Origin of the sequence: Actinobacillus lignieresii, assembly GCF_900444945.1 — a bacterium.
Lineage (GTDB): Bacteria > Pseudomonadota > Gammaproteobacteria > Enterobacterales > Pasteurellaceae > Actinobacillus > Actinobacillus lignieresii.
Genome location: NZ_UFRM01000001.1, coordinates 1,198,430 through 1,222,119 on the forward strand (window position 1 = coordinate 1,198,430; position 23,690 = coordinate 1,222,119).

Sequence of the window (23,690 nt, forward strand, 5' to 3'; positions counted from 1 at the left end):
CCACTTGACCGTGGCGTTAAGTTATACCGTAAGATAAGGGTTCGTTTACTCAATTTCAAGTAAGTTTTCCCGATTACTTCGATTATTTATTTTAATCTCTATCCTTTATCTTCAGGCAAAATTAAATTGAGGATTAATGCCAGTAAAGAACCGACAGTAATACCCGAACCGAACACTTCTTTAAAGAAACTCGGTAATTTATCTAACAATTCGGGACGAGTGGTTACCGCTAAACCGCAACCGATTGAAATCGCAATAATCAAGCCGTTACGTTTTGAGCGTTCCACTTTATCCAACATTTGAATACCGGCGGCAATAATCATCGCAAACATCATTAAACCCGCACCGCCTAACACAGGGCTAGGAATCGAAACGATTAACGCACCGAACCACGGGAATACGCCGGCTAATACCAATAATACACCCATAATGGTGACTACATAGCGACTTGCTACGCCGGTTAGGGAAATCACCCCGATATTTTGCGCAAATGACGAGAACGGCGTAGTGGACATAATTGCCGCGAACGCGGAACCTAAGCCGTCACACAATACCCCGCCGCGTAAATGCTTACCGGTAATTTCGGTTTGAGTCGCATTGCCCAACGCTAAGAAGTTACCGCTTGATTCGACAATCGTCACCAAATAAGCGATCGACATCCCGATAATCCCTGAAATCGGGAACGCTAAACCGAAATGCAACGGCTGCGGAATCGCAAACGCATCCGCATTTTTCACCGCATCAAAGTTAATCCAACCTAATGCTAACGCCACTACATAACCGACCATCATACCGATCACGATTGCCGCCGCCGAGAAAATACCTTTACCCCATTGCACTAAGATCACAACCAGTACCAGTACAAAAGTCGCCATTGCAAGGTTTGCCGGATCCGCATAATGCGGGTCACCTTTTTGACCGCCGGCGAACCAGTCCACCGCAACCGGAATTAAGCTCAAGCCGATCATCATCACTACGACACCTGTCACCACAGGCGGGAATAATTTACGTACATACGGCATAAAGAAACTGCCGATAATCATCACTAACGAACCGACTAATGAGGCTCCCATAATACCGGCAACACCGTGTTCGCTAAAACCAATCGCAAGCGCTGCCGCCACGAAAGTAAAGCTGGTTCCCATCACACTCGGTAAGCGCAAACCGATAGGACCGATACCTTGGCATTGAATAATCGTCACAATACCGGACACCAATAACGCCGCATTAACCAATACAATCGTATCGGGAGTCGGAAGTTTTAATACATTACCGATAACCAACGGAACGGCGATAATGCCACCGAGCGCAGCCAATAGATGTTGTGCCGCTAAAAGAAGAGTTAAGCCGAAAGGCGGTTTGGAATCAACGGGATAACGTAAATTTTGCATAAATGCCTCAAACTAAAAAAATTGGGGCGAATTATACGCTTTTACACCCTATTGCGCAAACGTTTGCGCCACAATGAGCAGTTAAAAAATAAGCGGTTGAATTTACAAATTTCTCTGTAAATTCAACCGCTTTATATTAGTTAAACTATATCAACTTAACATTATAAACCTGCACCGGTACGTAATGCTTCCGCTTTATCCGTTTGTTCCCATGGGAAGTGTTCACGGCCGAAGTGACCGTAAGCCGCCGTTTCACGATAAATAGGTTGAATTAAATCTAACATTTTGATTAAGCCGTACGGACGTAAATCAAAGTTTTGATAGATCAATTTCACTAATGTTTCATTTGAAACTTTACCCGTGCCGAAAGTTTCCACCATGATTGATGTCGGATCCGCCACACCGATTGCGTAAGAAAGTTGGATTTCACAACGATCCGCTAAACCTGCCGCTACGATATTTTTCGCCACATAACGTGCTGCATATGCTGCCGAACGGTCCACTTTTGACGGGTCTTTACCGGAGAATGCACCGCCACCGTGACGAGCCGCACCGCCGTAAGTATCTACGATAATTTTACGACCGGTTAAACCGCAGTCACCCATTGGGCCGCCAATCACAAAACGACCAGTCGGGTTAATGAAGTATTTAGTGTTTTGGCTTAACCATTCGCTTGGTAATACCGGCTTGATGATTTCTTCCATCACACCTTCCACTAAATCTTTTTGTGAAACGTGTTCAGCGTGTTGAGTTGAAAGCACCACCGTATCAATCCCTACGATTTTGTTATTTTCGTAAGCGAAGGTTAATTGGCTTTTCGCATCCGGACGTAACCAGTCTAATTTGCCCGATTTACGTACTTTTGCTTGTTGTTCCATTAAACGATGAGCGTATGTAATCGGTGCCGGCATTAATACATCGGTTTCATTGGTTGCATAACCGAACATAATACCTTGGTCGCCCGCACCTTGTTCTAACGGATCCGCACGGTCAACACCTTGGTTAATATCCGGAGATTGTTTACCAATCGCATTTAATACCGCACAAGAATGCGCATCAAAGCCCATATCAGAATGGGTATAGCCAATGTCGCAAATCACTTGACGGGTTAAGTTTTCGATATCCACCCATGCAGAAGTGGTGATTTCACCGCCGACTAACGCCATACCGGTTTTTACATAAGTTTCACACGCCACACGTGCTTTCGGGTCTTGTTTTAAAATTTCATCTAACACCGCATCCGAGATTTGATCCGCAATTTTATCCGGATGTCCTTCCGATACCGATTCTGAAGTAAATAAATTAATCGCCATTGTTATTATCCTTTGGTTATACCTTTATCATAGTTGAAGCTTTTGCTCCCTCAATCAAATTTACAAGCGGTCAAAAATCACAAACTATTTGCAAAATTAGACCGCTTATATTAAATTCTTTTGGAAGTTTTTCCATCTAGACGTCTATAATATATTTTTTGAGCATCTAAAGCAAACTATTTTTCAACTTCACTTCTGAATGATTTTATAGGACAAAATATGACAATCACAATCCTAGACGGCGGTATGAGCCGTGAGTTAATGCGTTTGAACGCACCTTTTAAACAACCTGAATGGTCTGCGTTATCCCTTTATGAAAAACCGTCTGCGGTGCAACAAGTCCATGAAGATTTTATCGCTAATGGGGCGGAAGTGATTACAACCAATAGTTATGCGGTCGTGCCGTTCCATATTGGTGAACAACGTTTTAGTGCAGACGGCAAAATGCTTGCTGATTTAGCTGGGCGTTTAGCAAAGCAAGCGGTTAAAAATAGCGAAAAATCTGCAAAAATTGCCGGTTCGTTACCACCGATGTTCGGCTCTTACCGTGCCGATTTGATTCAGGTGGATCGCTTTGCCGAAATCGCTCAACCGATTATTGACGGGCTTGCACCTTATGTTGATATTTGGTTATGTGAAACACAAAGTGCGATTATCGAGCCGACTTCAATTAAGCCGTTATTACCGAAAGATAATCGCCCGCTTTGGGTTTCGTTTACTTTAATCGATGATGAGCCAACCATCGAGCCACAACTTCGCTCGGGCGAATCTGTTGCGCAAGCAGTGGAAAAAATGGTGGAATTAGGCGTTAATGCGATTTTATTTAACTGCTGCCAGCCGGAAGTGATTGAGCAAGCACTAGCAATAACCCAATCTATTCTAAAAGAAAAAAATGTGACACATATCCAAACCGGTGCGTATGCAAATGCGTTTGCTCCTCAACCGAAAGATGCAACCGCCAATGACGGTTTAGACGAAGTACGTAAAGATTTAGACCCTGAAGCCTATCTTGCGTGGGCGCAAAAATGGACGGCACAAGGCGCAACCATTGTCGGTGGCTGTTGCGGTATCGGGATCGAATACATCAACACACTAGCTAAAAATTTAAAATAACCGAATAAGCGGTCAAAATTGGCAAGTTTTTTGCAAAAAATCCGCAAAATTCGACCGCTTGTATCAAATACAACATCAAAATAAGGGCAATTATGTCAAACAAAAAAATTGGGTTACTTTCTTTAACTGCTCTGGTTCTCAGTTCGATGATTGGTTCCGGTATTTTCAGTCTGCCGCAAAATATGGCGGCGGTCGCCGGCGGTGAAGCGTTAATTCTCGGTTGGATCATTACGGGCATTGGGATTATTTTCCTCGGGCTTTCTTTCTTCTTTATTTCTCGCTTACGTCCGGATTTAGACGGCGGTATTTATACTTATGCACGTGAAGGCTTTGGCGATTTAGTCGGTTTCCTCTCTGCTTGGGGTTACTGGCTGTGTGCAACCATCGGAATTGTCGGCTATTTAGTGGTAGCGTTTGAGGGAATCGGTTCATTTACCGATACGGAATCGAATATTATTTTCGGACAAGGCAATACGCTTGCTTCATTTATCGGCGCTTCAATTATCGTGTGGTTAGTTCACGCTTTAGTAGCTAGCGGTGTAAAAGAAGCGGCAACGGTAAACTTGATTGCAACTTTTGTGAAAGTATTTCCGCTCGTGTTATTTATCGGTTTAGCAATTTGGTATTTCAAAGGCGAAACGTTTAACCAAGATTTACAAGGTACAGCATTAAATAACAGTGTGTCGGAACAGGTGAAAAACACGATGTTGATTACCCTTTGGGTATTTACCGGTGTGGAAGGTGCTTCTGTGTTATCCGCTCACGCTAAAAAGAAAAGTGATGTGGGTTTGGCGACCGTACTTGGGATTCTGATCGCATTAGTTTTATATATTGCAATTACCGTGCTTTCACTCGGCATTTTACCGCGTGAAACCATTGCGGAGATGTCAAACCCGTCAATGGCAGGTTTATTAGAAACAATGATCGGTTCAAGCGGTAAGATTTTAATTACTTTTTGCTTAATCGTGTCGGTGCTTGCTTCTTATGTAAGCTGGACAATGTATTCGGCGGAAGTACCTTATCGCGGTGCCAAAAACGGTGCATTTCCGAAAATTTTAGATAAATTGAATGCGAATGAAGTACCGATTAATTCACTTTGGTTTACCGGTTTTGTGGTGCAATTCTGTTTATTCCTTGTGTTATTAACCGGTAAAAGCTACAACGCTTTATTATTAATTTCGACTTCAATGATCCTTGTGCCTTATTTCTTAATCGGTGCATATTTATTGAAGTTATCATTCCAACAAAATTCAGCGTGGTATATCAAACTGACCGGTTTTATCGCTTCGATTTACGGCTTATGGATTGTTTATGCAGCGGGGTTGGATTACTTGTTATTATCGGTATTGCTTTATGTACCGGGTATCGGTTTATTCCTTTATTCACGCTATCAACATCAAGGCAAAACCTTAAATTTAACCGCCTTTGAAAAAATCTTATTAATTTTAATCGGACTATTATTTATCTGGGCGGTTTACAACAGTTTTACCAATGTTGATTGGAGCTAAAAATCTCAGTCCTCTCATGTTTCGGCATTAGAGGATTTTTTATTTTTATGCTAAATTATGCGGTTTGTTTGAATAACAATTATAAGGGCATTCTATGTCAAAAGGCAAAATCGGTCTTTTCTCTTTAACCGCATTAGTACTTAGCTCGATGATCGGTTCCGGTATTTTTAGCCTTCCGCAAAATATGGCGGAGGTTGCCGGTGCCGAGGCATTACTCAGCGGTTGGCTTATTACCGGTATCGGTATTATTTTCTTAGGTCTATCTTTCTTTTTTCTTTCACGCATCAAACCGGAATTGGAGGGCGGCGTCTATACTTACGCTCGCGAAGGCTTCGGCGATTTGGTCGGCGGATTATCCGCTTGGGGCTATTGGCTCTGTACCGCTATCGGCAGTGTCGGCTACCTAGTGGTTGCCTTTGAAGGACTGGGCGCATTTGTTGATAGTGAAAATCATACGATTTTCGGACAAGGTAATACGTTAGCCGCTATTTTGGGAGCTTCAGTTATTGTTTGGGCTGTACATTATCTGATTGCACGAGGTATTCGTGAAGCGGCGTATGTAAACCTGATCGCAACTATCGTAAAAACCTTACCGCTCTTTTTATTTATCGGCTTAGCCGTTTGGTTTTTCTCACCGGAGCAATTCGTACAGGATTTTAGCGGCGTTAAACTCGGCACAACCCAATTAGAACAAGTAAAAGGCACAATGTTGATTACCCTTTGGGTGTTTGTCGGAGTGGAAGGGGCTTCCGTACTCTCCGCTCATGCCAAAAAGAAAAGCGATGTCGGCTTAGCCACCATTTTAGGTATTCTGATTACCCTGGTGCTATATGTGGCGATTACCGTACTTTCCCTCGGCATTTTGCCTCGTGAAGTGATTGCCGAAATGCCGAATCCCTCTATGGCAGGGTTAATGGAACAGATGATTGGTACAAGCGGTAAGATTATTATTACTTTCTGCTTGATTGTCTCGGTATTGGCTTCCTATATGAGTTGGACGATGTTTTCATCGGAAATCCCTTACCAAGCGGCGAAAACCAAAGTTTTCCCGAAATTATTAAATCGCACCAATATTAACGGCACACCGATTGCCGGTTTATGGCTAACCAATATCACGATTCAAATTAGTCTGTTGCTCGTATTATTTACCGGCAAAGGTTACAGTATGCTGATTCAGCTTTCGACTACAATGATTCTGGTACCTTATTTCTTAGTCGGCGCTTATTTATTCAAAGTCGCAATGAAACAAAACGAAGGGTGGTATATCAAACTGACCGGTGCGATGGCGTCCGTTTACGGTTTATGGATTGTCTATGCGGCGGGATTAGATTATTCATTGCTCTCCGTCGTACTATACGTACCGGGGCTTGCTCTGTTTTTCTATTCTCGTAAACAAAACGGCGAAAACATCAATTTAACTCGCTTTGAAAAAAGTTTATTAGCGGTGATTAGTGTGCTTTTTATCGAAGCGGTTTATACTCTGTTCACCAATTCATTCTAGGGCAAAATATGAAAACAACATTGTTCAAGCAAGCGGTCGCTTTTCTACGGATTTTTGCCAATAAAGTGCTTGAAGTTTCTCACCAATTACAGCATTTTTTTGCGAACGGTTCTTTCGGAATCGCCGTTTATCCGTTGCTGATGCATCCGATTATTCGGGGAAGTACGCGCTTTATTGTGATTCTATTAGCCGTTTTGCTGTCATTTATCGGCGTGTTTTATACACTCGCCGAGTTTGTTTCGGCGTTATTTAGCGAATCTTCGTTGATAACCTATGCCAGACATACCGTTTTAGAATTACTAATCCCGCTTGGTTCGGTAATTGACGGCAAAACCAATAATTTTTCGCCGTTATATCAAGTCATGGATGCAGTATTCAGTCTGCAAGGGTTATGTTTTGCGGTTGCTTATCTTGCAGTAATCTTACAGCTCTCTCGCCGTAAGTATTGGTTGTTGGCGTTAATTTTTGCCACATTCTTTACTATCGGTATGAGCTTGATTCCGTCATCTCAAGCGAAAATAACCGCCGGCGGATTACAAAATTTAGGTGCAAGTCTTACTTATTTATTCGGTAATTTGGCAATTGTTATGGCGGGAATTGATATTGTTAAACCGCAACTTGTTTGGCTGCGCCGTTTTAGTATTCAAGCCGGTCTAATCGGCGTACTTTGCGTATTGATCACGATCTTTTTTCCAAATATGCTGACACCGATACTTGAACGAGTGGCCATCTATGCAATTATGATTTGGGAAATCCTAGCCGGTCTAGCAATGTTAAAACGTAAATAAAAGAGAAAATATTATGGCAAACACAAAGTTTATCGAACGTTACCGCAATTTAATTGCACTGCCGACGATTTCCAGTTTAGAAGCGGCGGAAGATCAATCCAATAAGCAACTTATCGAATTACTGGCGACATGGCTTGCCGATTTCGGCTTTAAAACCGAGATTATCCGAGTGGAAGGCAGTCGTGATAAATATAATTTATTAGCCACTTACGGTGAGGGTGAAGGCGGTTTATTATTAGCCGGACATACCGACACCGTGCCGTTTGACGAAGGTAAATGGACTTTCAACCCGTTCGCATTAACCGAACAAGACGGCAAATTCTACGGTTTAGGCACTGCGGATATGAAAGGCTTTTTTGCTTTTATTGTCGATGTGCTTAACCAAATTGATTTAAACAAATTAACCAAACCGTTACGTATTCTCGCTACAGCAGATGAAGAAACCACCATGCTTGGTGCGAGAACCTTCGCTCAACATACGCATATTCGCCCTGATTGTGCGATTATCGGCGAGCCGACTTCTTTAAAACCGATTCGTGCGCATAAAGGGCACGTCGGCGAAGCGGTCAGAATTACCGGCAAAAGTGGGCACTCCAGCGATCCGGATCGTGGTATTAATGCGATTGAATTAATGCACCAAGCGACCGGTTATCTGATGAATATGCGTAATCAGTTACGTGACAAATATCATAATGATCTGTTTAAAGTGCCATATCCGACAATGAACTTTGGTAATATTCACGGCGGCGATGCAATTAACCGTATTTGTGCGTGTTGTGAATTGCAATTCGATATGCGTCCGTTGCCAAATCTGCCGGTGGAAGATTTATATGCGATGGTCAATGAGAATCTAAAACCAATGTTAGAACAATACGGCGATCTGATTGAGATTCGTCATTTACATGATGGAATCCCCGGCTATGAGTGTGAACATTCCGCACAAGTAGTACAAGTGGTTGAAAAACTGTTAGGCGAAAAATGCGATGCGGTAAACTATTGTACCGAAGCACCGTTTATTCAACAGCTCTGCCCGACACTTGTTTTAGGTCCGGGTTCTATCGAACAAGCACACCAGCCGGATGAATTTTTAGAAACAAAATTTATTGAGCCGACTCGTGAATTGCTCACTAAAATGATCCTACATTTTTGTGCTTAACAAGCGGTCGTTTTTCAAGGATTTTTTACAACAAAAAGGGAGCGATTAACGCTCCCTTTCTCATAACAGTTTCAAAATACTTAGAATTTGTAGCTAATACCTGAGAATAATACAACAGGATCTAAAGTAATCGGTGTACTTACATGGCCTAATCCCGGAACATCATAATCGGCAGTAGTTTTAATACGTGTGTACCAAGCTGCCGCATTGAATGATAGATTATCCGTTAATTTCACATCAACACCTAAATTCGCAATCGGTGCGACGGAATGTTTTTTAACACGTAAGTTTTGTACTAATTGCGGTTTTAAACTTTCAGCACTGAAAAAGCGAGTATAGTTTAAACCGGCACCAACGTATGGACGAACTGTCGCATTAGAATCAAAGAAATAATATTGTAAGTAAAGGCTCGGCGGAAGATGTTTTACTTTTGCCACTTCGCCTAAATCTGTTGCACCTAACTTACCGGTGATTTTGTGAGAAAACGGTGTTGCCGCTAATAATTCAAGACCTAAATTATCACTTAACATATAGGTACCGGTTAAACCAAGCTGAATATTATTATTTACATCTAAGTTTACGTCCGCTCCTGTTTGATAATCAGAACTTGAATTTGCAATCACACCGATCGCACCGGCACGGAAAATCACATCGCCCGCTTGATGTGCCATTGCCGAACCCGCTAATAACGCACCGCCTAATACTGCCGCTAATACTGCTTTTTTCATTTTGACCTCTTAATATTTTCTTAAAAATAAAAAAGTAACCAATTAGTTACGTTAATAACATTCTAAGAACAATTCAGCTAACTTTTATTGACAAGAATCAAATATACGCCATTTTTATACCTAAAATGGGGTACCAACTTATTTTTTGTGATCTTTTTCACATTTTTACTTGAAATAATCTTGACTAGCTCCATTTATTAAAACGTTGAAGCGGTATAAATTCTGCTCGATACAGATTAATGAAATTTAGGAGTAAAAATATGAATTTCGAAAAATTTACTACCAAATTGCAAGAAGCCCTTGCAGAAGCACAATCGTTAGCTATCGGAAAAGATAATAACTATATTGAACCGGCACATTTACTTTATGCGTTAGTCAAACAACCGGACGGCTCTATCGCCCCTCTATTTACTGCACTCAATGTACAACCGCAACGCATTTTGAGTGAATTAGAAGCGATTTTAAACCGCTTACCGACCGTATCCGGCGGTACGACTCAACCGTCACAGCAACTGATTCGCCTGTTAAATCAATGCGATAAACTGGCGCAGCAATTCGGTGACAGCTTTATTTCATCGGAATTATTCGTACTTGCCGCACTGGACGATAACGGCGATTTAGGTAAATTATTAAAACAATTTGGCTTAACCAAAGAAAAAGTAAACGCAGCAATTAACCAAATTCGAGGAGGAGAAAACGTGAATAATCAAAACGCAGAAGAAACTAGACAAGCCCTTCAAAAATATACTATCGATCTTACCGAAAGAGCCAAAGCCGGTAAATTAGATCCGGTTATCGGACGTGATGAAGAAATCCGCCGTGCGGTACAAGTTTTACAACGTCGTACTAAAAACAATCCGGTCTTAATCGGTGAACCGGGCGTTGGTAAAACGGCAATTGTAGAAGGCTTGGCACAGCGTATTGTAAACGGCGAAGTACCGGAAGGCTTAAAAAATAAACGAGTGCTTTCTCTTGATATGGGCGCATTAATTGCCGGTGCAAAATATCGTGGCGAATTTGAAGAACGTTTAAAAGCGGTACTTAATGAGTTAGCCAAAGAAGAAGGTCAGGTTATCTTATTTATTGATGAAATTCACACCATGGTCGGTGCGGGTAAAACAGACGGCGCAATGGATGCCGGTAACTTACTCAAGCCGTCACTTGCTCGCGGCGAATTACATTGCGTTGGCGCAACCACATTAGATGAATACCGCCAATATATCGAAAAAGATGCGGCACTTGAACGTCGTTTCCAAAAAGTATTAGTGGACGAACCGACCGTTGAGGATACGATTGCGATTTTACGTGGCTTGAAAGAACGTTATGAAATCCACCACCACGTACAAATTACCGACCCGGCAATCGTAGCAGCGGCAACTCTCTCACATCGCTATATTTCCGACCGCCAATTACCGGATAAAGCGATCGATTTAATTGACGAAGCGGCATCCAGTTTACGTATGGAAATTGATTCTAAACCTGAGCCGTTGGATAAACTTGAACGCCGTATCATTCAGCTTAAATTGGAACGCCAAGCGTTACAAAAAGAGGAAGATGAAGCAAGTCGCCAACGTCTTGCAAAATTAGATGAAGAATTGACCGCTCGTGAGCGTGAATATTCCGAATTGGAAGAAGTGTGGAAAGCGGAAAAATCTGCGCTACTCGGTACGCAACATATCAAAACCGAGTTAGAAAATGCCCGTATCGAAATGGATCAGGCTCGCCGTGAAAGTAATTTCGAGAAAATGTCCGAATTGCAATACGGCAAAATTCCGGCATTAGAAAAACAACTTGCGGAAGCGGTAAAACGTGAGGAAGAAGGCGGTGAAAATCAACTCCTTCGTACCAAAGTAACCGATGAAGAAATTGCAGAAGTGCTTTCAAAAGCGACCGGTATTCCGGTATCCAAAATGATGGAAGGCGAAAAAGAAAAACTGTTGCGTATGGAAGAAGTGTTGCACAGCCGTGTTATCGGGCAAAATGAAGCGGTAGAAGCGGTGGCAAATGCAATTCGCCGTAGCCGTGCCGGATTGTCGGATCCGAATCGTCCGATCGGTTCGTTCTTATTCCTTGGTCCGACTGGGGTCGGTAAAACCGAACTTTGCAAAACCTTGGCGAATTTCCTCTTCGATGATCCTGATGCGATGGTACGTATCGATATGTCGGAATTTATGGAAAAACACAGCGTTTCTCGTTTAGTCGGCGCACCTCCGGGCTATGTCGGTTACGAAGAAGGCGGTTACTTAACCGAAGCGGTTCGCCGCCGTCCGTATTCTGTAGTGTTACTCGATGAAGTGGAAAAAGCACACCCTGATGTGTTTAATATCTTGCTTCAAGTGTTGGATGACGGTCGCTTAACCGACGGACAAGGCAGAACGGTCGATTTCCGAAATACGGTAGTGATTATGACCTCAAACTTAGGTTCGCATTTAATCCAAGAAAATCCGGAATTGGATTATGCAGGCATGAAAGAAGTGGTAATGTCGGTGGTAGGACAACATTTCCGTCCTGAATTTATCAACCGTATTGACGAAACCGTAGTGTTCCATCCTCTCGGTCAGGAACATATCCGTGCGATTGCTCGTATTCAGTTACAACGTTTAATCGCTCGCCTTGCGGAACGCGGTTACGAAGTAACAGTTACCGATGCGGCATTAGACCATATCGGCAAAGCCGGCTTTGACCCGTTATTCGGTGCAAGACCGCTCAAACGTGCAATTCAGCAAGAGCTTGAAAATCCGCTTGCACAACAGATCTTAAGCGGCAAATTATTACCGAATAGCCCTGTTGTGGTGGACTATCAAAATGACCAATTAAGCATTAGTAACAGCTAATCGCCCATAAACAAGCGGTCGAGTTTGCAGAAATTTTGCAAATTCGACCGCTTTTCTTTTAGGCGTTATGGCGATTAATCCACCAAACTAACGACAACATAACTGGCACTTCAACCAACACACCAACGACTGTTGCTAAAGCGGCACCGGAATGTAAGCCAAACAATGAAATCGCAACAGCCACCGCTAATTCAAAGAAATTACTGGTACCGATTAAACAAGCTGGCGCAGAAATTTCTTTTGGTAAATTTAACCATTTCGAGAGTAAATGGCTAAGAAAGAAAATACCGTATGTCTGAACCAATAACGGAATTGCAATCATTACAATAATCAGCGGATTGGCTAAGATTGTTTCCGCTTGGAATGCAAATAATAACACTACGGTTAAGATCAACCCCATCATTGAAAACGGCTTTAATTTGTTACCAAATTGGGAAATAGAGCGGTTGGATTTCAGCAAAATTTTGCGAGTAACACTACCTGCTATTAACGGTAATACCACATAAAGTAATGTGCTATATAACAATGTTTCCCAAGGAATCGTAATATCACTCACCCCTAACAGAAAACCTGCGATCGGCGCAAAGGCGAAAATCATAATAATGTCATTCACCGATACTTGCACCAACGTATAATTCGGGTCTCCTTTTACTAATTGAGACCAAACAAAAACCATTGCGGTACAAGGTGCAACGCCAAGTAAGATCATACCTGCGATATATTCCTGAGCCGTTTGCGGTTCAACCCATGCAGCAAACAAAAAGCGGAAAAATAGCCAACCGATTAATGTCATCGTAAACGGCTTAATTAACCAATTTACTACGATTGTCATTGCTAAACCTTTCGGCTTTTTACCCACATCTTTGATTGCAGACCAGTCAATTTGAATCATCATCGGGTAAATCATCAACCAAATTAATATCGCTACCGGCAAATTGATATGTGCGATTTCCAATAACGCTACTTTTTCGACCACTTGCGGAAATGCTATACCTAATGCAACTCCAGCCGTGATTGCCAAAGCAATCCAAATTGTTAAAAATCGTTCAAAAACGCCCATATATCTTCCTTATAACTCAATCACTCCACCATCTTCTTTAATAAAAGGTTTATCCAATGAAACCGGTGAGATTTCCAAAAATTTTTCAGACGGACGACAAAGTCGAACACCTTTGCTTGTGACAACAATAGGACGATTAATCAAAATCGGTTCGGCAAGCATTGCAGCAATCAACTCGTCATCACTCAATTCCATACGACCTAAATTTAATGTTTCATAGGGAGGAACATTCGTCCGAAGCAGATCCCGCACACAAATCCCCATTTCTGAAATTAAGTTTCGTAGTTTCATCTCATCGGGAGGCGTTTCGAGGTAGTGTATGATCGTTGGTTTAATCCCTAAGTGGCGAATAAGAGCTAGTGTATTACGTGAAGTTCCACATTTTGGATTATGATAAATCGTAACTTTTTCCATATTTTCTCCAATATTTCAATATTTATTGAAATGTTAAGGTAAAAAATTTTGTGGGCATTTCACCCACAAAATTTGCAATTCGGATCATCGCTTTCTTTACAACAATTCGTGGTTAAAAAAGCCACCAGTTCCACCATGAGTGCTAAATTTGCATAATAATGCACAAATCTACCCGCTTGTCGGCTATGAATTAGTCCGGCAAGCGTAAGTGTTTTTAAATGAAATGAAAGATTGTTCGGTGCAATATTAAGCTGTTTCGCTAAATCGCCTGCAATCATTCCCTTGCTCCCTTGTGCCGAGAGAGCCTGAAAAATTTGCAATCGTACCGGAGAGCTAAGTGTGCCAAATAATTGGCTTACGTGTTCTGTTTTCATAACAATATTATAACAAGCTTATTGAATATTTCAATACCTATTGAAATATTCAATAAAAAAATAGCGGTCGTCTTTGCAAAAAATAACAAAATACGACCGCTTGTCAGTTTATAAAACTAAGCTGAAACTACTCTTCTTCAGTAAATTTCGCCGCTTTATAAGTCGGGTTCATTAAGTTTTCAACTGAAAGAATATCGTCTAATTGCGCTTCTGTGAGTAAGCCGCGTTCTAATACCACTTCACGTACGCCTCTGCCGGTTGTTGCACAGATTTTACCAACAATATCACCGTTATGGTGACCGATAAACGGATTGAGGTAAGTGACGATACCGATTGAATTAAATACGAAGTTTTCACAGATTTCTTTATTGACCGTGATGCCATCGATACATTTATCACGTAAATTCACACAAGCGTTGGCAAGAATGTCGATAGATTCGAACATTGCTTGACCGATTACCGGTTCCATTACGTTTAATTGTAACTGACCGGCTTCCGCTGCAAAGGTTACGGTCGTGTCATTACCAATCACTTTAAAACAAACTTGGTTCACGACTTCCGGCACAACCGGGTTTACTTTTGCCGGCATAATGGAAGAACCTGCTTGTAATTCCGGTAAATTGATTTCATTTAAACCGGCACGTGGGCCTGATGAAAGTAAACGTAAGTCGTTACATACTTTTGAAAGTTTAACCGCCGTACGTTTTAACGCACCGTGTACCATTACATAGGCACCGCAGTCTGAAGTCGCTTCAATCAAGTTTTCTGATAAAACACAAGGTAAACCGGTTACTTCCGATAAATGTTTAACCACTAATTCCGAATAACCTTCAGGTGTATTTAAACCGGTACCGATTGCGGTTGCGCCTAAATTCACTTCTAACAATAATTTAGCGGTACGTTTTAAATTACGTACTTCTTCTTCCAATAACACAGCGAAAGCTTTAAATTCTTGACCGACTGTCATTGGTACCGCATCTTGTAACTGAGTACGACCCATTTTTAACACGTCTTTAAATTCTTCCGCTTTTGCTTCGAAGCTTTTTTGTAAATAACGGACTTTTTTAATTAAATGCAAGATACTGTTATAGACCGCAATACGGAAACCGGTCGGATAAGCATCATTGGTTGATTGGCTTGCATTCACATGATCCATCGGGTTAATCACGCTATATTCGCCTTTTTTATGACCTAATAACTCTAAAGCTAAATTTGCTACTACTTCATTAGTATTCATATTAACCGATGTACCGGCACCACCTTGATATACATCTGATGGGAACTGATCCATACAGCGACCTTTCACTAAGATCTCATCGCAAGCCTCTATAATCGCTTTTGCGACTTTTTTCGGGATTGCGCCCAATTCACCGTTCGCTAATGCGGTCGCTTTTTTAACCATAACCATACCGCGTACAAATTCCGGCACATCCGAAATGGTATTTTTTGAAATATTAAAATTCTCAACCGCTCTTAATGTATGGATACCCCAATAAGCTTCTGCAGGTACTTCTCTTTCGCCTAATAAATCCACTTCAACACGTACATTACTCATAAATTCACCTCAATAAATTGAAATAACAGGTACTAAATTCGGTGGAGATCATAATGATTTTGCATAAAAAGAAATGTGATTTAGATCACATTTTATAGACTGCGATATAGGATATAAATTGGGGTTTCAGATTAGAAATTCTAATGATTAAAAATGAAGAAATAGTAAATCAACGGCAGTCCGATCAACCAGAATAAACAGGAAATTATCACTGCCGCATGAAATTGCCAGTGCTTAGTTTTATGACGAATATATTTCATCGCCAAGAAAGTCCCGATAAACCCGCCGGCAAAACATAGGAAAAATAAATTGGATTCCGGAACCCGCCATGTTTTATTGACCGATTTTTGCTTATCGATATACATCAGATAGAAGCTGATGAGATTGATCATAAGAAAGTAAATTGAAAGAAAAATCGCCATTACAAAAAACTCCTAGAAAAAACCGCTTGTAGTATAGCTACAAGCGGCTCGATTTCTGAATGTTTTTACAAACTAGATGATTTCAACTTGTTCCGAACCTTCACCTAAGTTTTCGATTTTACCGATTACCCAAGCGTTTTCGCCCGCTTGTTTTAATACGGCTAATGCGGTTTCAACGTCTTTTTCCGGTAATGCGATAACCATACCGACACCGCAGTTAAAGGTACGATACATTTCATAACGGCTGATGTTACCTTTTTCTTGTAACCATTTGAATGCCGCCGGCCATTCCCATGATTTTTCATCGATGACCGCTTTTGCCGTCGCCGGAAGTACGCGCGGAATATTTTCCCAGAAACCGCCGCCGGTTAAGTGAGCGATAGCGTGCACATCCGCTTGTTTAATCAGTTGAAGTACCGATTTTACATAGATTTTGGTCGGTGCGAGTAAATGCTCGCTTAACGCTTTACCTTCTAATGTATCGGTTGCCGGATTCGCACCGCTTACTTCAATTACTTTACGAATTAATGAGTAACCGTTTGAGTGAGGGCCGCTTGAAGCCAATGCAAGTAATACGTCCCCCGCTTTTACTGCGGAACCGTCGATAATTTCGGATTTTTCTACTACGCCTACGCAGAAGCCGGCTAAGTCGTAGTCACCTTCGTGATACATACCCGGCATTTCCGCCGTTTCTCCGCCGACTAACGCACAGCCTGAAATTTCGCAACCGTCCGCAATACCTTTGATTACATCCGCCGCAACGTCCACTTCTAATTTACCGGTCGCATAGTAATCTAAGAAGAATAGCGGCTCCGCACCTTGAACCACTAGATCGTTTACGCACATCGCCACTAAATCTTGACCGATAGTGTCATGTTTGTTGAGGTCAATCGCTAAACGTAATTTCGTACCGACACCGTCAGTACCCGATACTAAAATAGGTTCTTTATATTTAGTCGGTAGTGCGCATAACGCTCCGAAACCGCCTAAACCGCCCATAACTTCCGGACGGCGAGTACGTTTCACATCGCCTTTAATACGTTCTACTAATTCGTTACCGGCATGAATATCTACGCCGGCGTCTTTATAACTAAGTTGTGTATTGCTCACAGATAACCTCAACAAAAATAAGAAAATGCAACTTATTATAACACAATGCAATCGTTTGCGTGAATAAGGTAACATAAAATTATACGGATAAAAAATTCATTCCGCCTACTTCAGCGAATTCGCAGCGCTTCGGCTCATTAGACAAGTAAAAAAATTGAGAATTATTTTCCGCAAAACGAGTCTATACTCTACCTCTAAATTTTTAAACCTCATTATGAAAAAAGCAATTACCTTATTTACATTATTATGCACGGTACTTCTCTCATTCGGTACCGCAACTTATGCAAACGCTATGGACTTACCTAAAAAAGAAAGCGGTCTGACGTTAGATATCGCACGTCGTTTCTATACCGTTGATACGATAAAACAATTTATCGACACCATTCATCAGGCAGGCGGAACTTTCCTGCATTTACATTTTTCCGATCACGAGAATTATGCATTGGAAAGTTCTTATTTGGAACAACGAGAAGAAAATGCCGTTGAGAAAAACGGAACCTATTTCAATCCGAAAACAAATAAGCCGTTTCTCACTTATAAACAGCTCAATGAAATTATCTATTATGCCAAAGAACGAAATATTGAAATTGTGCCTGAAGTCGATAGCCCGAATCATATGACGGCGATTTTTGATCTTTTAACCCTTAAGCACGGTAAGGAGTATGTGAAAGGGCTGAAATCGCCTTATCTTGCCGAGGAAATCGATATTAATAACCCTGAAGCGGTTGAAATTATCAAAACCTTAATCGGTGAAGTGATTTATATTTTTGGGCATTCCAGCCGACACTTTCATATCGGCGGAGACGAATTTAGTTATGCGGTCGAAAACAATCACGAATTTATTCGTTATGTAAATACGCTAAATGACTTTATTAATAACAAAGGACTAATTACCCGTATTTGGAACGACGGTTTGATTAAAAACAATTTAAATGAGCTTAATCGGAATATCGAAATTACTTATTGGAGCTATGACGGCGATGCTCAAGCCAAAGAGGATATTAAATATCGACGCGAAATAAGAGCCGACTTGCCCGAATTGCTGGCAAACGGTTTTAAGGTTTTAAACTATAATTCTTATTATTTATACTTTGTGCCTAAATCCGCTTCTAATATTCACAATGACGGTAAATATGCGGCTGAAGACGTATTAAATAACTGGACATTAGGTAAATGGGACGGCAAAAACACTTCGAATCACGTACAAAATACGCAGAATATTATCGGTGCTTCTTTGTCGATTTGGGGGGAGTGTTCCGGCGCATTAAACGAACAAACCATTCAGCAAGCCTCTAAAAATTTATTAAAAGCGGTGATCCAAAAAACTAATGATCCGAAATCGCATTAGAAAATCATTGGAAATTCTGCTACTATAGCCTCTCGACAAGCGGTCTCTTTTTGCAAAAAAATTGCAAATTCAGACCGCTTATTTATTCACTAGTGGTTCGAAAACCTCCCACGCCAAAGATTCTTCTTTGAAATCAAAACTAAGGATACAAAATGAACTCAACCCCAAAAGCCGTCGTGATCTTTTCCGGCGGACAAGACTCCACGACTTGTCTTTTTCAAGCTATTCAAGAATTCGGTGTGGAAAATGTCGAAGTGGTAACCTTTCAATATGGTCAGCGTCATGCGATTGAGCTGGAAAAAGCGGCATGGATAGCGAAAGATCTCGGTGTGAAACAAACGCTGATTGATACTTCCGTGATCAAAGCCATCACATCTAATGCGATGATGGAAGAACGCGAAATTAAACAAGAAGGCAATACGCCGAATACCTTTGTTGATGGTCGTAATGCACTGTTTTTACTTTACACCGCTATTTACGCCAAAGGACAAGGCATCCGAACCATTTTTACCGGTGTATGCGAAACCGACTTTAGCGGTTATCCGGACTGCCGAGATGTGTTTGTGAAGTCGATGAATGTAACCCTCAATCTTGCGATGGACTATAATTTCAATATTCGCACACCGCTGATGTACCTGACTAAAAAACAAACTTGGGCATTAGCCGATAAGCTTGGTGCGTTCGATTATATCAGACAACACACCCACACCTGCTATTTAGGCGTAGAAGGCGGTTGTCACACTTGCCCGAGTTGCGTGTTACGTGAAAAAGGGCTTAACGAATATCTATCAGAAAAAACAAGCGGTCAAAAAAATGTTTAAAATTGCAAAAGAATTTAGTTTCGATATGGCACATATGCTCGACGGGCACGACGGCAAATGCCAAAACTTACACGGACACACTTATAAACTTCAGGTGGAAGTTAGCGGCGACTTAGTTGCCGAGGGCGCAAAACGAAGCATGGTAATGGATTATGCCGATTTAAAATCGGTGGTAAAACGTGAAATCTTAGACCCGATGGATCACGCCTATATCTACGATTTAAACAGCGAGAGAGAAAGCCAAGTCGCTAAACTGTTAGTCGATTTAAACTCTAAAGTTTACGGTATTCCAAGTCGCACGACGGCAGAAGAAATGGCAAAATATATGTTTGAAAAACTGGAAAAAGCCGGTTTACCGGTCAGTTTAATTCGCCTTTGGGAAACGCCGACTTCATATTGCGAATATTCTCGTTAAGCATTCCCATCTCAATAAATATAGAGCATAAATCTTAGCCTAGATATTTCCCCTCTTTAGTAAAGAGGGGTGATGGGAGATTTGTAAAAATTATGACAAATACTATTTTTACGACAACGGCTTTTCCGATTGTCGAAATCTTTGAAAGCCTGCAAGGCGAGGGCTTTAACACCGGCTTACCCTGCATTTTCGTGCGTTTAGGCAAATGTAATCTGGCTTGCCCGTGGTGCGATACCAACTATAACGAATACGAAAAATGGAGCCTGGCGAAAATTCTTGAACGAGTAAAATCTTATTCCGCCAAGCATATTATCATTACTGGCGGCGAGCCGACGATGTATGCCAATTTAAACGTATTGCTTGATGCGTTTAAAGCGGAAGGTTATTGGCTGGCGATTGAAACGAACGGCCTAAAAGCCGTACCGAAACAGATTGATTATATCGCTACCAGCCCGAAACTGATGTATCAAGAAAAATATTTGAGAGAATGTATTTCGTTTGCCAACGAAGTCCGTATCGTGATGGACAAAGGCGATGTACAAGGTTTTTGCGAACAAATCGAAACACAAATTACCGCTGAACATTACTACCTTTCTCCTTGCGAAGTGGACGGCAAAATGAATTTATTGGAAACCATTACCCAACTCGGTATTTTGAATCAACGAGCCTATAAACCGAAATGGCAACTGAGTTTACAAACACATAAACTGGTCGGTATTGAATAATATTCATATGGTAAAGGCATCGAAGATTTCTTCCGATGCCTTTTTTGTTTTTAGGATGTAAAAATATCAATCATTATTTAGAATAAGTTAATCACTTAATATTCTTATTTTTTACCAAAAATAAGAATATATAAATAGAACTAAAAATTTTCTCCTTTAAAGTCTTGCACATTAAACAATACTTTTAACTTTTTATGTATAGTAGGAATCTCTACTTCTATTTGCGACGATTTTTTTAACAACTCGATAAAAATATTTGCCTCCTCTTTAATACTAATGTATTTATCAGTTAGTTTATGTATCTTAAAATGATATAGGTTTTCTTTATCAAAAATAACTTTCAACTTATCTCCTTTTCTCATTGAAAAAACATTAGAGCCAACTTCTGAAAATGAAATCATTTTATAGCTATCAAAACTATCAATATACAGTACGATACTCTTACTTTCATCAGTATAACCATTAGAAAACTTTGTAGCTTCGTAAGAATAATGCTGATTTGAAAGATTTAACCATCTTTTATATAACCATATATGTTCAATATTAGCATAAGTATCTTCAGCACACTTATCTTTATCCGCTTGATTCTTACATAAAGAATAGCTATATATCACTTTATCAATAAATTCTTTTGTTAGCGGTTCGCTCATTACTTTCGAATTAAATAATATTAACAAAGACAATAAAAATAATCGCATAATTTCTCCTTTAAACAATAACGTAGTTTAGTATATTAAACCATGCAAAGTTTCATTACATCAAAACATGGCGTTCAAGCGTTAATCCACTAACATTATCAGCTATAATGACGTCATAAAACGAAATATTAACTCTTATAGAACTAATAAATTTAGGGTACTTACTCCTGTTAATAATAATATGATTCTGCCACTTATCGATATGTCTTTGATGGTCAGATAGCCGATCATCTATAAAAAAATGAATGGTATGTAGTACCTTTCTATCATTATTAAGCTCATCATACTGAAAATGACTAGATACATCTGTAGTGTAATATGCCATAAAAAGTCTCCTTAAAATATAACTAAATAAAAATCACTATGCTGTTAATAAAATCAGATAATTTTATTAACGGTATTACTCTTTTATATTAAAATTGTCAATATTTCAATAAAATAAATTTATTGGAAACCATTATCCAACCGCACTTGCAGAATCTACTAATAGATAACTGAATAAACCTGTTGTGATACCTACTGCAACACGAGGAACTAAATCCGTCAATCGTACATCTAAACCGACTCAAACTTTTTACATAAAAACACACATCCTACTATCTATTGAACAAAAAGCCCTCAAATATCACTACCTGAGGGCTTGTAAATTTTTATGAAAAGTCAACCGCTTATTGATTATTAGCTTTATTAATCAAGAATTGGCTTAGCAGTGAAACCGGTCTTCCGGTTGCACCTTTTGCCGCACCGGACTTCCAAGCCGTACCGGCGATATCCAAATGCGCCCAACTATATTTTTTGGTAAAGTTCGATAAGAACTGCCCTGCAGTAATCGCTCCGCCTAAACGTCCGCCGATATTGGCTAAATCGGCAAAGTTAGATTTAAGCTGTTCTTGATATTCTTCGCCTAACGGTAAACGCCACGCTTTATCGTCCGCTTGTTCCGCCGCATTTAATAATTCGTTTGCCAATACATTACTGGTGGACATCAAACCGCTGTTATGCGCACCTAACGCAATCATACAAGCACCGGTCAGCGTTGCCATATCAATGACTAATTCAGGCTCGAAGCGTTCTACATAAGTCAGCGTATCACACAGCACTAAACGACCTTCCGCATCGGTATTCAACACTTCTACGGTTAAACCGTTCATCGTAGTCAGAATATCTCCCGGGCGATAGGCATTGCCGTCCGGCATATTTTCACAGCCTGCCAGCACGCCGATAACGTTCAGCGGTAATTTCATTTCCGCTAACGCTTTCATCGTACCGTAAACCGAAGCGGCACCGCCCATATCATATTTCATTTCATCCATTGAATCGGACGGTTTAATCGAAATACCGCCCGAGTCGAAAGTCAGTCCTTTACCCACTAAGACGATTGGTTTGGCATCGGGATTCGGATGATTTTTATATTCGATTACCGATAAATACGCCGGATTCTGCGAACCGCGCGAAACCGCCAAATAAGCATTCATCCCTAATGCCGCCATTTCCGCTTCATCAATTACCGTAGTACGAATATTGTCATATTCTGCGGCTAAGCCTTTTGCCAATTCGGCAAGATACGCCGGATTACAAACGTTCGGCGGGCAATTTGCGACGTTTTTCGCAAAGGCGACACCGGTTGAAATCGCTTTCCCCTGTTCTAACGCACGTTCCGCTTCAGCTAAATCCTTACGGTTGGCGACGTTAAAAATCACACGACGGAATTCTCGGCGTACTTCCGGTTTAATACTCTTGAAATCGTTATAGCCGTATAAACTTTCTTGAATCGCCTCAATTGCAAAACGGACGTTCCAATAACTTGTACGACCTTTTACGTGTAATTCGGTCAGAAAACAAACTACTTCCATCGAACCCGTTTCGCTGACGGCTTGTACCATTTTTTGAATAATTTGTTTATATTGGCGTTCGGTTAATTCTCTTTCTTTACCGCAACCGACCAATAACACGCGATCGGCAGGTACGTTAGGCACATTATGTAATAATAGCGTTTGTCCTGCTTTTCCTTCCAAATCGCCGCGACGTAATAACGCGCTAATGTAGCCTTCACTTAACTTGTCTAATTGTTCCGCCGCCGCAGATAAACGGCGAGGCTCGTACACGCCGACCACTAAACAGGCAGTACGTTGTTTTTCGACACTACCGTTTTTTACGCTAAATTCCATTCGTAACTCCTTTATTGTAAAAACCAAGGCTAAAGTAACTTTCTCGCTACTCATATTACGAATAAGCTACCGATTTATCTAAAAAATTACAAGCAGAAAATCATAGAAATGAGAAGTTTCTTCTAAAATATGCGAAAACTTTAATAAAGTACTTATTTCTCTATAAATAACCTAAAAGATTCATAGAGTTACTCTTATTAAATCCGCATAAAACCTCTCCTTACGTCATAAATGATTCGGAGCGGTAT

General features: G+C 40.8%; 22 protein-coding genes. 10 read left to right on the top strand and 12 right to left on the bottom strand.

Translation table 11 applies throughout. The features are described from left to right. Nucleotides 1-98 precede the first annotated feature (98 nt). Entirely contained in the window at nt 99-1,391 is a 1,293-nt protein-coding gene (locus DY200_RS05405; RefSeq protein WP_115587201.1) for a nucleobase:cation symporter-2 family protein, read from the bottom strand. Nucleotides 1,392-1,552: 161 nt separating this feature from the next. Next, entirely contained in the window at nt 1,553-2,704 is a 1,152-nt protein-coding gene (metK, locus tag DY200_RS05410) for a methionine adenosyltransferase (RefSeq protein ID WP_115587202.1), read from the bottom strand. 219 nt (nt 2,705-2,923) lie between these two features. Between metK and DY200_RS05415 the strand changes: the two genes are divergently transcribed. The 5 genes from DY200_RS05415 (at nt 2,924) to argE (ending at nt 8,770) form a co-directional block, all read left to right on the top strand. Further along, nucleotides 2,924-3,817 carry a homocysteine S-methyltransferase family protein gene (locus DY200_RS05415; RefSeq protein ID WP_115587203.1) on the top strand — a complete coding sequence of 298 codons (894 nt, stop codon included), beginning with the start codon at nt 2,924-2,926 and terminating at the stop codon, nt 3,815-3,817. A 92-nt stretch (nt 3,818-3,909) separates the two neighbouring features. Further along, nucleotides 3,910-5,325 (top strand): basic amino acid/polyamine antiporter, encoded by a 1,416-nt coding sequence (locus tag DY200_RS05420; RefSeq protein ID WP_115587204.1) that lies wholly within the window; start codon nt 3,910-3,912, stop codon nt 5,323-5,325. Nucleotides 5,326-5,419: 94 nt separating this feature from the next. Beyond that, a complete protein-coding gene (locus DY200_RS05425) occupies nt 5,420-6,826 on the top strand; it encodes a basic amino acid/polyamine antiporter (RefSeq protein ID WP_115587205.1) in 1,407 nt (468 codons plus the stop codon). A gap of 8 nt (nt 6,827-6,834) precedes the next feature. Then, a complete protein-coding gene (locus DY200_RS05430) occupies nt 6,835-7,614 on the top strand; it encodes a permease (protein WP_115587206.1) in 780 nt (259 codons plus the stop codon). Between the two features lie 13 nt (nt 7,615-7,627). Continuing rightward, nucleotides 7,628-8,770, top strand: a complete 1,143-nt coding sequence (argE, locus tag DY200_RS05435) for an acetylornithine deacetylase (RefSeq protein WP_115587207.1) — start codon at nt 7,628-7,630, stop codon at nt 8,768-8,770. Nucleotides 8,771-8,850: 80 nt separating this feature from the next. On the opposite strand, the gene DY200_RS05440 is transcribed toward argE, so the two are convergent. Beyond that, a complete protein-coding gene (locus DY200_RS05440; RefSeq protein WP_005608297.1) occupies nt 8,851-9,498 on the bottom strand; it encodes an OmpW/AlkL family protein in 648 nt (215 codons plus the stop codon). Between the two features lie 260 nt (nt 9,499-9,758). On the opposite strand from DY200_RS05440, the gene clpB reads away from it, so the two are divergent. Continuing rightward, on the top strand, nt 9,759-12,332 hold the full coding sequence (clpB, locus tag DY200_RS05445; RefSeq protein ID WP_115587208.1) for an ATP-dependent chaperone ClpB: 2,574 nt from the start codon (nt 9,759-9,761) through the stop codon (nt 12,330-12,332). A gap of 58 nt (nt 12,333-12,390) precedes the next feature. Here the strand turns inward: clpB and arsB are convergent, their stop codons facing one another. From arsB to purM, 6 genes are all read right to left on the bottom strand, one after another. Next, complete coding sequence (arsB, locus tag DY200_RS05450) at nt 12,391-13,392, bottom strand: ACR3 family arsenite efflux transporter (RefSeq protein ID WP_115587209.1); 1,002 nt, start codon at nt 13,390-13,392, stop codon at nt 12,391-12,393. A gap of 9 nt (nt 13,393-13,401) precedes the next feature. Then, entirely contained in the window at nt 13,402-13,806 is a 405-nt protein-coding gene (arsC, locus tag DY200_RS05455) for an arsenate reductase (glutaredoxin) (RefSeq protein WP_115587210.1), read from the bottom strand. A gap of 59 nt (nt 13,807-13,865) precedes the next feature. After that, nucleotides 13,866-14,180, bottom strand: a complete 315-nt coding sequence (locus DY200_RS05460) for an ArsR/SmtB family transcription factor (RefSeq protein WP_005612504.1) — start codon at nt 14,178-14,180, stop codon at nt 13,866-13,868. 127 nt (nt 14,181-14,307) lie between these two features. Further along, on the bottom strand, nt 14,308-15,735 hold the full coding sequence (aspA, locus tag DY200_RS05465; RefSeq protein WP_115587211.1) for an aspartate ammonia-lyase: 1,428 nt from the start codon (nt 15,733-15,735) through the stop codon (nt 14,308-14,310). Nucleotides 15,736-15,875: 140 nt separating this feature from the next. After that, nucleotides 15,876-16,157: a DUF1294 domain-containing protein gene (locus tag DY200_RS05470; protein ID WP_115587212.1), complete on the bottom strand. Its 282-nt coding sequence runs from the start codon at nt 16,155-16,157 to the stop codon at nt 15,876-15,878. Nucleotides 16,158-16,229: 72 nt separating this feature from the next. Next, nucleotides 16,230-17,267 carry a phosphoribosylformylglycinamidine cyclo-ligase gene (gene purM, locus DY200_RS05475; protein WP_115587213.1) on the bottom strand — a complete coding sequence of 346 codons (1,038 nt, stop codon included), beginning with the start codon at nt 17,265-17,267 and terminating at the stop codon, nt 16,230-16,232. 214 nt (nt 17,268-17,481) lie between these two features. On the opposite strand from purM, the gene DY200_RS05480 reads away from it, so the two are divergent. The 4 genes from DY200_RS05480 to DY200_RS05495 all read left to right on the top strand — a co-directional run bounded on the left by DY200_RS05480 (nt 17,482) and on the right by DY200_RS05495 (nt 20,576). Next, a complete protein-coding gene (locus DY200_RS05480) occupies nt 17,482-18,615 on the top strand; it encodes a beta-N-acetylhexosaminidase (RefSeq protein ID WP_115587214.1) in 1,134 nt (377 codons plus the stop codon). 152 nt (nt 18,616-18,767) lie between these two features. After that, nucleotides 18,768-19,436 (top strand): 7-cyano-7-deazaguanine synthase QueC, encoded by a 669-nt coding sequence (gene queC / locus DY200_RS05485; protein ID WP_005597966.1) that lies wholly within the window; start codon nt 18,768-18,770, stop codon nt 19,434-19,436. Beyond that, a complete protein-coding gene (gene queD, locus DY200_RS05490; protein WP_005601557.1) occupies nt 19,429-19,851 on the top strand; it encodes a 6-carboxytetrahydropterin synthase QueD in 423 nt (140 codons plus the stop codon). The genes queC and queD overlap by 8 nt, the downstream gene beginning before the upstream one ends. A gap of 92 nt (nt 19,852-19,943) precedes the next feature. After that, nucleotides 19,944-20,576, top strand: coding sequence for a 7-carboxy-7-deazaguanine synthase QueE (locus DY200_RS05495; protein ID WP_115587215.1), 633 nt, complete (start codon nt 19,944-19,946; stop codon nt 20,574-20,576). A gap of 140 nt (nt 20,577-20,716) precedes the next feature. On the opposite strand, the gene DY200_RS05500 is transcribed toward DY200_RS05495, so the two are convergent. The 3 genes from DY200_RS05500 to pepA all read right to left on the bottom strand — a co-directional run bounded on the left by DY200_RS05500 (nt 20,717) and on the right by pepA (nt 23,442). Next, entirely contained in the window at nt 20,717-21,274 is a 558-nt protein-coding gene (locus DY200_RS05500; protein ID WP_005601559.1) for a hypothetical protein, read from the bottom strand. 55 nt (nt 21,275-21,329) lie between these two features. Further along, a complete protein-coding gene (locus DY200_RS05505) occupies nt 21,330-21,599 on the bottom strand; it encodes a hypothetical protein (RefSeq protein ID WP_012263095.1) in 270 nt (89 codons plus the stop codon). Between the two features lie 343 nt (nt 21,600-21,942). Further along, complete coding sequence (gene pepA / locus DY200_RS05510; RefSeq protein WP_115587216.1) at nt 21,943-23,442, bottom strand: leucyl aminopeptidase; 1,500 nt, start codon at nt 23,440-23,442, stop codon at nt 21,943-21,945. Between the last annotated feature and the right edge of the window lie 248 nt (nt 23,443-23,690).